11 protein-coding genes are annotated in these 13,056 nt (G+C 65.0%); 8 read left to right on the forward strand and 3 right to left on the reverse strand.

Features of this window, described 5'->3' with window-relative positions:
• Nucleotides 1-19 precede the first annotated feature (19 nt).
• The 4 genes from CRO50_RS08140 (at nt 20) to CRO50_RS08155 (ending at nt 3,825) form a co-directional block, all read left to right on the forward strand.
• Nucleotides 20-1,021 carry a TRAP transporter substrate-binding protein gene (locus tag CRO50_RS08140; protein WP_097145414.1) on the forward strand — a complete coding sequence of 334 codons (1,002 nt, stop codon included), beginning with the start codon at nt 20-22 and terminating at the stop codon, nt 1,019-1,021.
• Between the two features lie 52 nt (nt 1,022-1,073).
• A complete protein-coding gene (locus CRO50_RS08145; protein WP_157791689.1) occupies nt 1,074-1,577 on the forward strand; it encodes a TRAP transporter small permease in 504 nt (167 codons plus the stop codon).
• Nucleotides 1,574-2,869 (forward strand): TRAP transporter large permease, encoded by a 1,296-nt coding sequence (locus tag CRO50_RS08150; protein ID WP_097145416.1) that lies wholly within the window; start codon nt 1,574-1,576, stop codon nt 2,867-2,869. The genes CRO50_RS08145 and CRO50_RS08150 overlap by 4 nt, the downstream gene beginning before the upstream one ends.
• Nucleotides 2,870-3,063: 194 nt before the next feature.
• Complete coding sequence (locus CRO50_RS08155) at nt 3,064-3,825, forward strand: DeoR/GlpR family DNA-binding transcription regulator (protein WP_097145417.1); 762 nt, start codon at nt 3,064-3,066, stop codon at nt 3,823-3,825.
• A 28-nt stretch (nt 3,826-3,853) separates the two neighbouring features.
• Here the strand turns inward: CRO50_RS08155 and CRO50_RS08160 are convergent, their stop codons facing one another.
• From CRO50_RS08160 to CRO50_RS08170, 3 genes are all read right to left on the reverse strand, one after another.
• Nucleotides 3,854-4,909, reverse strand: coding sequence for a PAS domain-containing sensor histidine kinase (locus CRO50_RS08160; RefSeq protein WP_097145418.1), 1,056 nt, complete (start codon nt 4,907-4,909; stop codon nt 3,854-3,856).
• A gap of 267 nt (nt 4,910-5,176) precedes the next feature.
• Nucleotides 5,177-6,499, reverse strand: a complete 1,323-nt coding sequence (locus CRO50_RS08165; RefSeq protein ID WP_097145419.1) for a GH1 family beta-glucosidase — start codon at nt 6,497-6,499, stop codon at nt 5,177-5,179.
• Between the two features lie 65 nt (nt 6,500-6,564).
• A complete protein-coding gene (locus CRO50_RS08170; RefSeq protein ID WP_097145420.1) occupies nt 6,565-7,611 on the reverse strand; it encodes a LacI family DNA-binding transcriptional regulator in 1,047 nt (348 codons plus the stop codon).
• Nucleotides 7,612-7,851: 240 nt separating this feature from the next.
• Between CRO50_RS08170 and CRO50_RS08175 the strand changes: the two genes are divergently transcribed.
• The 4 genes from CRO50_RS08175 to CRO50_RS08190 all read left to right on the forward strand — a co-directional run bounded on the left by CRO50_RS08175 (nt 7,852) and on the right by CRO50_RS08190 (nt 13,056).
• On the forward strand, nt 7,852-9,120 hold the full coding sequence (locus CRO50_RS08175; RefSeq protein WP_097145421.1) for an ABC transporter substrate-binding protein: 1,269 nt from the start codon (nt 7,852-7,854) through the stop codon (nt 9,118-9,120).
• A gap of 88 nt (nt 9,121-9,208) precedes the next feature.
• Complete coding sequence (locus tag CRO50_RS08180; RefSeq protein ID WP_097145422.1) at nt 9,209-10,210, forward strand: carbohydrate ABC transporter permease; 1,002 nt, start codon at nt 9,209-9,211, stop codon at nt 10,208-10,210.
• A gap of 11 nt (nt 10,211-10,221) precedes the next feature.
• A complete protein-coding gene (locus tag CRO50_RS08185; RefSeq protein ID WP_097145423.1) occupies nt 10,222-11,379 on the forward strand; it encodes a carbohydrate ABC transporter permease in 1,158 nt (385 codons plus the stop codon).
• Between the two features lie 9 nt (nt 11,380-11,388).
• The gene (locus CRO50_RS08190; protein WP_232617676.1) at nt 11,389-13,056 is read left to right on the forward strand and encodes an alpha-glucosidase; all 1,668 of its coding nucleotides are present in this window, start codon (nt 11,389-11,391) and stop codon (nt 13,054-13,056) included.

Consider the following 13,056-nt stretch of genomic DNA (forward strand, 5'->3'; position numbering starts at 1 on the left):
TGTTTCAAGGGAGGATACGATGAAACACATGACCAAGACCCTGGCCGCCCTGGTGGCCCTCGTTCCGGCCGGCTCGCTGATGGCCGCGGACTTCAACATGACCTATGCCTCGCCCTACACGACCAGCCATCCCTACGGGAAGGCGGACGCCGAGTGGATCGAGCGGATCGAAGAGCAGACCGATGGTCGGGTCTCGATCACCCCCTATTGGGGCCGTGCCCTGATCACCAGCCGTGAAGGCGTCGATGAACTGGCCGCCGGGATCGCCGATATCTCTTACATCGCGCCGATCTACGCCCGTTCGGGCTACGACATGAACCGTCTCGTGCCGGGCATGTTCTATGGCTACACCGACCCCGAGAAGGTGCTGTCGGTCTACATGGACCTGGTCGATGACTACCCCGTCTTCGGTGAAGAGCTGGGTGTCCACGTGGTCGGCTACAACGTCGGCACGCCGATGCACATGCTGCTGCGCAACGGCCCGGTCGAGACCCTCGACGATCTGAAGGGCCTGCGCATCCGCTCGGCCGTGGACTTCATCGGCCCCCTCGCCACCTACGGCGCCGAGGGCGTGACCATGCCGATGACCGAGACCTACCCCTCGCTCGAGAAGGGTGTCCTGGACGGTGTGATCGCCCCCTACGAGGCGCTGAAGTCGCTCTCCTTCGCCGAGGTGGTCAGCTACTACTCGGAGCTGCCGCACAGCCGCGGTGCCTATCCCTCGCGCGCCGTGAACATGGCCAAGTGGGAAAGCCTGCCGGATGACATCAAGGCCGTCTTCGATGCCAATACCGAATGGCTGAGCGCCCGGACCCTCGAGCTCTCCATCGAGGCCGAGGCCGCGGGCCGCGCCTATGGTGAAGAGGAAGGCGTGGTCTTCAACTCCGTCGCCCCCGAGGTCGTGGCCGAATATGCCACGGCCTTCGCCCCGGCGATGGAGGAGGTCGCGGCAGAACTCGATGCCATGGGCAAGCCCGGCTCCGAGGTGCTGGGCAAGATCCGCGCGGCCTACGAAGAGTGATGTGCTCTTCCCGGAGGGGCTTTGGCTCCTCCGGGTTTGTGGAAGGACGAACATGCTGAAATTACTGGATACGGGCCTTGGATGGGTGGTGCGGGGCACCACGCTCTTCGGCATCTTCGCGCTGATGGCGCTCATGGGGCTGATCGTGGTGACGGTGGTCTTCCGCGCCATCGGGATCGCCTTCCCCGGCACCTATGTGCTGTCCGAGCTGCTGCTGATCCCCACCATCACGCTTTCGCTGGCCTATGCGGCCTGGAGCGGCGCCCATACGCGGGTCGAGCTGGTCACCCAGCTGCTGCCCAAGCGTGGCGCGGGGGTGATCGACGGGCTGATGCTGCTGGCGGGCAGCGTCTTCTGGGTCTTCGTGATCTGGGCCGGTATCCGCAACGCCCTGCACCACGCCGCGCAGGGAGAGAAGACCCCCATGCTGGACATCCCGGTGGCCCCCTTCCGCTGGCTGCTGGTGTTCGCCGTGGGCCTGCTGATTGCCGTCCTGGTACTGCGTGCAGCCCAGGCCATCACCGGCAAGACGCCGGTTGAGGAGACCCAAGAATGACCCCGATCGTAGCGGGCCTCGTCGGCCTCGCATTCCTCTTCGTCTTCCTCGTTGCGGGGATGCCCATCGGTTTCGCCATGGGCGTGACCGGCGCGGTCGGCTTTGCCTTCCTGCTGAGCTTCCACGCGGCGGTGATCAAGGTCGGCGTGATCAGCTTCGACATCGCCACCAATTACGCCATCGGGACGGTGCCGCTGTTCCTCTTCATGGCGCATGTGCTCTTTGCCTCGGGGATCGGCAAGGATCTCTACGATTTCGCCGCCCGCGCCATCGGGCACAAGCGCGGCGGGCTGGCCATGGCCACCGTCGGCGCCTCGGCGGGCTTTGCCGCCGTCAACGCCAGCTCGCTGGCCACCACGGCGACCATGGGTCTCGTTGCGCTGCCCGAGATGCGCAAGCACGGCTACTCGCTGCCGCTGGCCACCGGCGCCGTGGCCGCGGGCGGCACCATCGGCAGCCTGATCCCGCCCTCGGGGATGTTCATCATCTACGGCATCCTGACCGAGACCTCGATCGGCGACATGTTCGCCGCCGGTATCATCCCCGGCGTCATGCTGGCGCTGTTCTACATGGCGGTGATCTGGATTCGCTGCCGCATCAACCCCGAGGCCGGGCCCGCCGGTCCGCGCTACAGCCTGGCGGAACGCTGGGAGGGGCTGAAGAAGACCGCCGACGTGATCGTACTCTTCGGCTTCGTCATGGGGGGCATCATCTGGGGCCTCTTCACCCCGACCGAGGCCGGCGCCATGGGCGCCTTCGGAGCACTGCTCATCGCCGGGGCCCGTGGCCGCCTCAGCTATGCCACGCTGGTCGATGCGATCTACGAGACCTTCAAGACCACCGGCATGATCTTCGGCATCCTCTTCGGGGCCCTGGTCTTCAATTCCTTCATCACCGTCACCACGATTCCGCTGCAGATCGCGGGCTGGGTGACCAGCAGCCAGCTGGCGCCGATCGCGGTGTTGCTGGTGGTGCTGCTGATCTACTTCTTCCTGGGCATGATCCTGGATGCCTCGGCGATGATGACGCTGACCGTGCCGCTGTTCTTCCCGCTGATCACCGGGCTGGGCTACGACGCCGTGCTCTTCGGGGTGCTGGTGGTGCGGATGACCGAGATCGCGCTGATCACGCCACCCGTGGGGATGAATGTCTATGTGCTCTCGGGGGTGGCGCGGGACGTGCCGCTGTCGAAGATCTTCCTGGGCACCGCGCCCTTCGTGGTGGCCGACGTCATCCACGTGGCCCTGCTGATCAGCATCCCCGCATTGGTGCTCTGGCTACCCTCTCTCTAGACCGGGTACCTCCCCCGGTCCTGAGAAATAGCGCCGCCGAGGTCCTCGCCCCGGCGGCGCTTTCGTGTCCGCACCCGCCCCGCTGTGCGGCGAGGCAAGGAGGGGGCAAGCTTCGCAGGACTTTTGGCAAACCGTAGTGAAACCGTGATCTTCGTCTGCTCAGAAGAGCAAAATCCCATGACGACGTGAGCAAGATGGACCGCCGGGAACAGATACTGCAGCAGGCGCGGCGCGATGGCCGGGTGATGGTAGAGGAACTGGCCCTGGCCTTCGGGGTCTCGGCCCATACGATCCGCCGCGATATCAACACGCTCTGCGAAGAGGCCAAGCTGCGCCGCCTGCACGGCGGGGCCGAGTATATCGAGGGCCATGCGAACCTGCCCTACCAGGCCCGCGCGGTGCTGAACTTCGACGCCAAGAGCGCCATCGCCCGTGCCGTCGCAGCCGAGATCCCCGACGAGGCGACGATCTTCATCTCGATCGGCACGACGCCCGCCATCGTCGCCGGCGCGCTGGCGGGCAAGCAGGCGCTGACGGTGATCACCAACAACCTCAACGCCGCCTTCGCCCTGTCCGAAAACCCGTCGAACCGCATCATCCTGCCGGGCGGAGAGCTGCGTCTGCCCGACCGGGACCTGCTGGGCCCCGAGGCGGTCGAGCTCTTCTCGACCTATCGCGCCGACTACGGGATCTACGGGGTGGGGGGTATCGACAGCGATGGCTCCCTGCTGGATTTCCACGCCTCCGAGGTGCAGATGCGAGAGCAGATGCGGATCAACTCCCGCCGCTCGATCCTCGTCGCGGACCGCAGCAAGTTCGGGCGCCGCGCGGCGGCGGTCGGCGGGCATATGCGTGAGGCCGACATGCTGGTGCTGGACCGTGCCCCCGAGGCCCCCCATGCGCAGCTGCTGGAGGATTGTCGCGGCAAGCTGGTGCTGGCGATGGAGGGGGGCTGACCCGCGCGGTCAGAGCCCGGATGCCGATTCAGATGCCGGGGATCTCGACGGTGAAGCAGGTCTCTTCCTCGTCGGAGGTCACCTTGATCTCGCCGCCATGGGCCGAGACGATCTGCTGGCAGATATAGAGCCCCAGCCCCAGGCCCTGGGGACTTGTGCGCCCCTCGATCGCGGGCTTGCGGAAGAACGGCTGGAAGAGGGTCTCCCAGGATTCCTGCGGAATGGGGTGCCCGCTGTTGCAGACCGCAATGGTCAGCAGAGTCTCGGTCTGATCGACAATCAGCTGGATCGGCGTGCCCGCAGAGCCATGGGTCACGGCATTGCCAAGCAGGTTCGAGACCACCTGCATCATGCGCGGACCGTCGATGTTGACCGGGGCCGACAGCTGGCAGTTCAGCTCCACGGTGACGTTGTCGCGGGCGGCTTCGATCTCGTGGATGACATGTTCGAGTGACTGCTTCAGGTCGCTCACCTCGCCACGGGTGACGACGATGCCCTGACCCAGCTGGATGCGGGTCAGGTCCATCAGGTTCTCGATCAGCTCGGCCATCCGCATGGAGCTGGCCGCCATGTTGCGCAGAAGATGGGCGCCGGCAGTGGTCTGCTCCTGCCGGGACAGCATCCGCACCCCCGCGGTCACCGAGGCCAGGGGATTGCGCAGGTCATGTCCGAGGATCGCCAGGATCTGCTTGTGCAGCAGGGCTTCCTTGCGCTGCTCTTCGAGCAGTCTTTCGCGGATCTTCTCTTCGGTCACGTCGCGGACGGTGCAGACGAAGCTGTCGTTCTCGGGCACGGCCACCCAGGACAGCCAGCGATAGTCACCCTCCGTGGTCCGATAGCGGTTCTCGAAGCGCAGCACGGGGCGTCCCTGCAGCACCTCGGCGAAGGCCTCCTCGGATCGGACCAGGTCGTCGGGGTGCAGGAATTCCTGGAAGGCATGGCCGACCATCTGGTCGCGCGTCCAGCCCAGGACCTTTTGCCAGGCGGGGTTCAGCGAGGCGAAACGGCCATCCCGGTCGAGGATGCACATCGGATCAGGAGTGATCCGCCATGTCGCCGATGCGACTTGGTCTTCATTCAACATTCAACTGCCTCGCGTCACCGCATGGGTGGGGACTGACTTACGGAAGCAAACGTCAGCATCATGCGGGGCATGGGCGAACGGGATCTGATGTGATGCTATCCGGATTTGACTGCGGTGACGTGGCAAGTAGGGCCAGCTTACCCTCCCGTCAAGCTCCGGTCTGCGGCCTGGCCGGGTCACGCTGCGTGGCGCCGGTGCCGAAGCGAGGCTGCGCGGGGCCGGTCTTGGCGGCTGGCCGCCCTCGGGCGGGCGGCCAGCTTTCTTGCGTCAGGCCAGGGCCTTCTGCAGCTCGTAGTAAGAGCTCTTGGGCGTCCGCTCCATGGTGTCGAAGTCGACATGGACGAGGCCGAAGCGCTTCTCGTAGCCCAGGGCCCATTCGTAGTTGTCCAGCAGAGACCACAGGAAATAGCCCTTCAGCGGCACGCCTTCGGCGATGGCCTTGCGCACCATGGCCAGGTGCTTTTGCACGTAATCCAGGCGCTCGGGGTCGCTGACGGTGCCGTCGGGCTGCTTCACGTCGGCGTTGGCCATGCCGTTCTCGGTGACGTAGAGCGGCAGGTCGCCGGTGTATTCCTCGGCGGTGCGCTTGAGGAACTTGTAGAGGCCCTCGGGGTAGATCTCCCAGTCCATGAAGGTCTTGGGCAGGGGGCCTTCGACCTCTTCATGATGCGGCCAGGGGCCGTTGTTGGGGCCGATCAGCTTGCGGGTGTAGTAGTTGACGCCCACCCAGTCGAGCTTCGAGCCGATGACGTCGAAGTCGTCCTGCCAGCCCTCGGGCATATGGGGGGCGAAGCCCTCCATCACGTTGGCGGGGTATTCCTTCTTGAACATGCCGGACAGGAAGAAGCGGTTGTAGTAGCCGTCGTAGAGATCGGCGGCGGCGCGCGCCTCCTCGGTATCGGTGGCCGGATCTGCCCATTCCATGTTCACCACGGCCCCGAGGTTGCTCATGCCGAGCCCGCGCATCGCCTGGATGGCAGAGCCATGGGCCAGGTTGACGTGGTGCATGGCGCGCACGGCGGCGCGGATGTCCTTCATGCCGGGGGCGTGGTGGCCCAGGAAGTGGCTCAGCCAGCCGACGCACCAGGGCTCGTTGATCGGCGCGACCGAATACATGCGGTCACCGATCTTGCCCATGATCACCTCGGCGAAATCGGCAAACCACTTGGCGATGTCACGGTTGCGCCAGCCGCCGAGGTCGGCCAGCGGGCTGGGCAGCTCCCAGTGATAGAGCGTCGCGCAGGGCTTGATCCCGCGTTCCAGCATGGCGTCGGTGAGCCGGTCGTAGAAGTCGAGGCCCTCCTGGTTCACCTGGCCGCGGCCCTCGGGCAGCACGCGCGCCCAGGAGGTCGAAAAGCGGTAGCAGTCGAAACCGGCGGCCTTCACAAGGTCCAGGTCTTCCTCGTAGCGGTGGTAGTGGTCGCAGCCCCGGTCACCGTTCTCGGCGCGCACCACATTGCCGGGCGTGGCGGCAAAGGTGTCCCAGTGGGTCGAGCCGGCGCCGCCAAATGCATGGCCTTCGATCTGGTAGGAGGAAGTGGCGGTTCCGAACTGGAAGCCCTCGGGAAAATCCTTGCGGGAGAAGGTCATATCATCTCTCTTCTTGCTCTGGGCCTGCCGGCCCGTGGTCTGAGTTGCAGCGTCTGCAGAGTGTTTCAGGAGGGCAGGCGGGCTGCCTTGAGGGGCGCCGGGCCGGTGGAGGAACCGACCACGAGCTGCGCTTCCAGAAGCTGGTTGATCGGCGGGTGGTCGGGGTCCGAGATGAGCTGCATCAGCGCATCGGCCAGAACTTCTCCGGCGTGGCGGACGGAAGAGCGCGTGGCGGTGAAGATCGGGATCTCCTCGCCGTTGCGCAGGTAGGACAGGTCGTCGTCGTGGATGATCACCGAGACATCGCGGCCCATGACCAGCTGCGCCTCCTGCAGAGCGCGGCGGATGCCCACGGCCGAGATCATCGAGGCGCAGAGGAAGGCCGTAGGCGGGTCCTCGAAGGCCAGCATCCGGCGGGTTTTCATGTAACCGAACTGCTCTGTCATCTCATCGGTGCACATGAGCTGCGGATCAGCGGAAAGTCCCGCGTTTTCAAGCGCCTGGATATAGCCCTTGCGACGGCGGAAGGCGAAGTCCATGCGCTCCAGACCGTTGATCAGGGCGATGCGGCGATGGCCCAGTTGCAGCAGGAATTCGGTGGCACGGCGGAAGGCCTGGGTGTTGTTCACATCGACCCAGGAATAGGGCTCGGTCACCCCGGTCGAGCGGCCGTGGACGATGAAGGGCAGGCCGATCCGGTTCAGCAGGGCGATGCGGTCGTCCTTCACGTCGGGGGCCTGGATGATCACCCCGTCGACGGCGCCACGGGCGCGGAACTCTCGGTAGACCTTGCCCTCGTCGTCGCCGGGCACGCGGGTCAGCAGCATGTCGTAGCCGTGCTGGGCCAGGTTCTGGCTGGCGCCGGCGACGAAATCCCCGAAGACCGGGTTGACCATCTCGTGCTGGGTGGAGGTGGGGATCACCTGGCCGATCAGCATGGCCCGGCCGGTGGCCAGGCCCTTGGCACGACTGTTGGGGCGGTAGCCGAAACGCACCGCCGCCTCTTCCACGCGCTTGCGCGTGGCCTCGCTGACTTCCGGGTAGCCGTTCAGGGCACGGCTGACCGTTGTCTGCGACAGCCCGAGGGCCTCTGCCAGGGACTTCAGGTTCATGGGCCTCCCAAAGCGCTTTAAATTTTCTCCCGGTATTCTGTGTGCAATCAAAGACCCGTCAGGTCAATGCCCAAGAATATTGGGCGCAAGTGCTGACCTTTTCCCAATATTTTAAGCTTTTTGTCACCGCTTGTTGACATCGGTCCTGTGGATGGCTTTTAAAAGGCATGCCTCAAAGCGCTTTGAAACGGATTCGGCGCGAGGAGTACGGCGCATGGCGCATTCGGGAGGGAATTAGCTATGAAAATTTCACTTTATACTGGTGTGGCGGCTCTGGCCCTGACGGCTGGTGCAGCCCACGCAGAAAAGGTTACCGTCTTCGGTCCGTGGCTTGGCCCGGACCAGGAACAGGTCGAGGTCGTGCTTGACGGCTTCGCGAAGGCCACCGGACACGAAGTGTCCTACGTGGGCTCCGACAGCTTCGAGCAGCAGATCGTGATCGACGCCGAGGCGGGCTCTGCCCCCAACGTGGCGATCTTCCCGCAGCCGGGCCTGGCCCAGGACATGGCCAAGAACGGCTTCCTGTCCCCGCTGGCTGAGGGCACCGAGGAATGGGTGGCCGAGAATTACGCGGCCGGTCAGAGCTGGGTCGACCTGGGCACCTTCGCGGGTCCGGACGGCGAAAGCGACCTCTACGGCTTCTTCTACAAGGTCGATGTGAAGTCGCTGGTCTGGTACCTGCCCGAGAACTTCGAGGACGCGGGCTATGAAGTGCCCGAGACCATGGAAGAGCTGAAGGCCCTGACCGAGCAGATCGCCGCGGACGGCGAGACCCCCTGGTGCATCGGCCTGGGTTCCGGCGGCGCCACCGGCTGGCCGGCAACCGACTGGGTCGAGGACCTGATGCTGCGCACCGTGTCCCCCGAGGACTACGATGCCTGGACCACCAACGAACTCGCTTTCGACGATCCCAAGGTGATCAACGCGATCAACGAATTCGGCTGGTTCGCCAAGAACGACGCCTATGTCGCCGGTGGTGCCTCCGCCGTGGCAGCGACCGATTTCCGCGACAGCCCGAAGGGTCTCTTCGATGCGCCGCCGCAGTGCTACATGCACCGCCAGGCCTCCTTCATCCCGACCTTCTTCCCTGAAGATGCGGTCGTCGGTGAAGACGTCGACTTCTTCTACTTCCCGGCCTATGCCGAGAAGGACCTGGGCGCACCGGTTCTGGGTGCAGGCACCCTCTGGGCCATCACCAACGAGAGCCAGGGCGCACATGACCTGATCGAGTACCTCGAATCCGCCGAGGCACACGAGACCTGGATGGCCATGTCCGGCTTCCTCACCCCGCACAAGGGCGTGGATACCTCGGTCTTCGGTGATCCGACCCTGAAGAAGATGAACGACATCCTTCTGAACGCCACCACCTTCCGCTTCGACGGCTCCGACGTGATGCCCGGCGGCGTGGGCGCGGGTTCGTTCTGGACCGGCATGGTCGATTTCACCGGCGGTGCGTCGGCTGAAGAGGTCGCTTCCGAAATTCAGGACTCCTGGGACGCTCTGAAGTAAGCTCCTCGGCACACTGCCTGTAAGGAAGTGCGCGGCCCGGCTTTTCCGGGCCGCGCTTTGAAATTGAATTTCAAGGACGGGGGGCCACATGGCACCGGCATTGCAGGGCTTGCTGACCATCGTGATCGGCATCAGCGTATGTGTTGGCTACTTTTTCGGATCGAACCTGCTGCTGGACATGTTGTTTCCGCCGCGTGGACCGAAGGCGGGGCGTAATACCAATATCGCCAACCTGATCCGCCCGTGGCTCTTCCTCTTCCCCGCGCTCTTCGCACTTGGTCTCTACCTGATGTACCCGGTGGTCGAGACCCTGCGCCTGTCGCTGACCGACCGTATTCCCGGTGGCGGCTACCAGTGGACCGGCCTCAGCAACTACACCCAGATGTTCCAGGAGCCGAAGTTCTGGGAGGCCATGGGCAACAACCTGCTCTGGCTGCTCGTCGTGCCCGGCATGGCCACGATCTTCGGCCTGCTGGCGGCACAGCTGACCGACCGCATCGCCTGGGGCAGCATCGCCAAGTCGATCATCTTCATGCCCATGGCGATCTCCTTCGTCGGCGCGGCGGTGATCTGGAAGCTGGTCTATGACGCCCGCCCCGAGGGGCAGGACCAGATCGGCATCCTGAACGCGCTGGTGGTCTGGTTCGGCGGCACGCCCGAGACCTGGCTGACCCTGCCTTTCTGGAACAACTTCTTCCTGATGGTCGTGCTGATCTGGATCCAGAGCGGTTTCGCCATGGTGATCCTCTCGGCCGCGCTGCGCGGCATCCCGGAAGAGACCGTCGAGGCCGCCATCATCGACGGCGCCAACCCGATGCAGATCTTCTTCAAGATCAAGGTGCCGCAGATCCGTTCGACCATCATGGTGGTCTGGACGACGATCACGGTGATCGTGCTGAAGATCTTCGACATCGTCTTTGCCATGACGAATGGCCAATGGGGCACGCAGGTGCTGGCAAACTACATGTACGACAAGCTCTTCATCGCCCGTGACTGGGGTGTGGGCTCGGCCTCGGCCATCGTGATCATGGTGCTGGTGCTGCCGATCCTTGTCTGGAACGTGCGCAATGCGCGCCGGGAAATGAGCTGAGGAACGCGGGCATGAACAATATCGCCGGTAACAAACCCGCCCTGGTCTGGGCCACCCATATCTCGGTCGCCTTCCTGGTGCTGCTGTGGCTGCTGCCGACCCTGGGCCTTTTCGTCTCGTCCTTCCGGACCGCCGACCAGATCGCCTCGAGCGGCTGGTGGCGCGCGCTCTTCGCCACGGAACAGACCCTGACCCTGCGCACCGCCGCGCCCGAGACCCAGGCGCTGGAGGGTGACCTCTACGTGATCGAGGGCAATATCTTCGCCGACACCGGCGAAGAGGCCCCGACCGAGCTTACCGCCTGGGGCACCTCTTCGCGCGATGTCTCGGCCTACGAGCCCGGCGAGACCGCCGAGCTGCGCGACGGCGAACGCCTGACCATCGAGGCCGATGGCAGCTACCGCGTGGAAAGCCCCGTCGAGATGGAGGGCTCGCGCGGTCAGCGTGTCTTCATCACCGGCCTGGTGCCGCCCCGGCTGACCTTCGAGAACTACCAGCGGGTGCTCTTCTCGGGCTCCACCACCGATGGCATGCAGAAGGCCTTCTTCAACACGCTGACCGTGACCATCCCGGCCACGGTGATCCCGATCCTGGTGGCCGCCTTCGCCGCCTATGCGCTGGCCTGGATGGACTTCAAGGGCCGCGCCCTGCTGATCGCCATGATCGTGGCGCTGCTGGTGGTGCCCCTGCAGCTGGCGCTGATCCCGCTGCTGAAGCTCCACCTCAACATCGGTATCGGCAAGGGCTACATGGGGGTCTGGCTGGCCCACACGGGCTTTGGCCTGCCAATGGCCGTCTATCTCTTGCGCAACTACATCGCCGGGCTGCCGCGCGACATCATCGAGAACGCCCGCGTCGATGGCGCCACAGAGTTCCAGATCTTCACCCGGATCATCCTGCCGCTGTCCTTCCCGGCGCTGGCCTCCTTCGCGATCTTCCAGTTCCTCTGGACCTGGAACGACCTGCTCGTGGCCAAGGTCTTCCTGATCGACGCCTCGGGGCAGACCACCGTGATGACCGCCCAGATCGTCGAGCTCATGGGCACCCGAGGTGGCGACTGGGAGATCCTGGCAACAGCGGCCTTCGTGTCGATCGCGGTGCCGCTCTTCGTCTTCTTCTTCATGCAGAAATACCTGGTCCGCGGTCTGCTGGCCGGGTCCGTCAAATAGGACTTCCCCATGAGTGCAATGACTTCCCCGGTCGCAGCCGCCTCGATGGAACCACAGGCAGACTGGTGGCGCGGCGGGATCATCTACCAGATCTACCCGCGCTCCTTCCAGGACAGCAACGGCGACGGTATCGGTGACCTCGCGGGCATCACCGCCCGGCTCGGCCATATCGCCTCGCTGGGGGCGGATGCGATCTGGATCTCTCCCTTCTTCACCTCGCCGATGAAGGACTTCGGCTACGACGTCAGCGACTACTGCGACGTCGATGCGATGTTCGGCACCCTGGCCGATTTCGACGCCCTGACCGCACGGGCGCGCGAGTTGGGGCTGAAGGTGATGATCGACCTGGTGCTCAGCCATACCTCGGACCAGCACCCCTGGTTCGCCGAAAGCCGCGCCTCGCGCGACAACCCCAAGTCCGACTGGTACGTCTGGGCCGATGCCAAGCCCGATGGCACCCCGCCCAACAACTGGCTGTCGATCTTCGGCGGTTCGGGCTGGCAGTGGGACTCGCGCCGCCAGCAGTACTACCTGCACAACTTCCTGAAAGAGCAGCCGGATCTGAACTTCCACTGCGAAGAGGTGCAGGAGGCGCTGCTCAACGTCGCCCGCTTCTGGCTGGACCGCGGCGTCAACGGCTTCCGCCTCGATACGATCAACTTCTACACCCACGACCAGGAGCTGCGCGACAATCCCGCGCTGCCCGCCGACCAGCGCACCTCGAAGACCGCGCCCTCGGTGAACCCCTACAACTGGCAGGACCATCTCTACGACAAGTCCCGGCCCGAGAACCTCGAGTTCCTGCGCAAGCTGCGTGCCGTGATGAAGCCCTATGACGCCGCCGCCGTCGGCGAGGTGGGCGACGAACAGCGCGGGCTGGAGATCCTCGGCGAATACACCGCCGGCGATGACCTGATGAACATGTGCTACGCCTTCGAGCTGCTCTCGGGGGACACGCCAACCGCCGCCTACGTCAAGGAGACCATGGACCACGTCGACCGCGTGGCCAGCGACGGCTGGGCCTGCTGGGCCTATTCCAACCACGACGTGGTGCGCCACGGCTCGCGCTGGAAGCTCGACGAGGCCGGCAAGCGGATGTTCAACATGCTGATGGTCTGCCTGCGCGGCTCCATGTGCATCTACCAGGGCGAAGAGCTGGGCCTGGAAGAGGCCGACGTGGCCTACGAGGACCTGCAGGACCCCTACGGCATCGAGTTCTGGCCCGAGTTCAAGGGCCGCGACGGCTGCCGCACGCCGATGGTCTGGGAGGCCCACAACCCCCATGCGGGCTTCGGCACCGACACCCATGCGCGCCCCTGGCTGCCGGTCTCCGGGGCCCAGGCCTCGATGGCTGTGGACCTGCAGGAGAACGTGCCGTCCTCGATGCTGAACCACTACCGCCGGGCGCTGGCCCTGCGGACCAGCTACCCGATGCTGCGCACGGCCGAGCAGAGCCCGCTGGAGGCCGAGGGCCCGTTGCTGTCCTTCACGCGGCAGGGCGCGGGCGAGGAGTTGCTCTGCATCTTCAATCTCGGCGCGGCCGAGGCCAGCAAGACATTGCCTGCGGGCAACTGGATCAATATCGCGGAAGGTCTGCAGGGCGCCGTCGCCCCGGCAGAGGGCCGCGTCGACCTGCCCGGCTGGGGCTATGCCGTGCTGCGCAAGGGAGCGGAATGA

It is taken from the genome of Pseudooceanicola antarcticus (assembly GCF_900215355.1).
Classification (GTDB): Bacteria; Pseudomonadota; Alphaproteobacteria; order Rhodobacterales; family Rhodobacteraceae; genus Pseudooceanicola; species Pseudooceanicola antarcticus.

What these genes read in the sequence shown, in the direction of transcription:
- CRO50_RS08140 (WP_097145414.1), top strand. Translation starts at nt 20, where the DNA reads ATGAAACACATGACCAAGACCCTGGCCGCCCTGGTGGCCCTCGTTCCG.
- CRO50_RS08145 (WP_157791689.1), top strand. Translation starts at nt 1,074, where the DNA reads ATGCTGAAATTACTGGATACGGGCCTTGGATGGGTGGTGCGGGGCACC.
- CRO50_RS08150 (WP_097145416.1), top strand. Translation starts at nt 1,574, where the DNA reads ATGACCCCGATCGTAGCGGGCCTCGTCGGCCTCGCATTCCTCTTCGTC.
- CRO50_RS08155 (WP_097145417.1), top strand. Translation starts at nt 3,064, where the DNA reads ATGGACCGCCGGGAACAGATACTGCAGCAGGCGCGGCGCGATGGCCGG.
- CRO50_RS08160 (WP_097145418.1), bottom strand. Translation starts at nt 4,909, where the DNA reads ATGTTGAATGAAGACCAAGTCGCATCGGCGACATGGCGGATCACTCCT.
- CRO50_RS08165 (WP_097145419.1), bottom strand. Translation starts at nt 6,499, where the DNA reads ATGACCTTCTCCCGCAAGGATTTTCCCGAGGGCTTCCAGTTCGGAACC.
- CRO50_RS08170 (WP_097145420.1), bottom strand. Translation starts at nt 7,611, where the DNA reads ATGAACCTGAAGTCCCTGGCAGAGGCCCTCGGGCTGTCGCAGACAACG.
- CRO50_RS08175 (WP_097145421.1), top strand. Translation starts at nt 7,852, where the DNA reads ATGAAAATTTCACTTTATACTGGTGTGGCGGCTCTGGCCCTGACGGCT.
- CRO50_RS08180 (WP_097145422.1), top strand. Translation starts at nt 9,209, where the DNA reads ATGGCACCGGCATTGCAGGGCTTGCTGACCATCGTGATCGGCATCAGC.
- CRO50_RS08185 (WP_097145423.1), top strand. Translation starts at nt 10,222, where the DNA reads ATGAACAATATCGCCGGTAACAAACCCGCCCTGGTCTGGGCCACCCAT.
- CRO50_RS08190 (WP_232617676.1), top strand. Translation starts at nt 11,389, where the DNA reads ATGAGTGCAATGACTTCCCCGGTCGCAGCCGCCTCGATGGAACCACAG.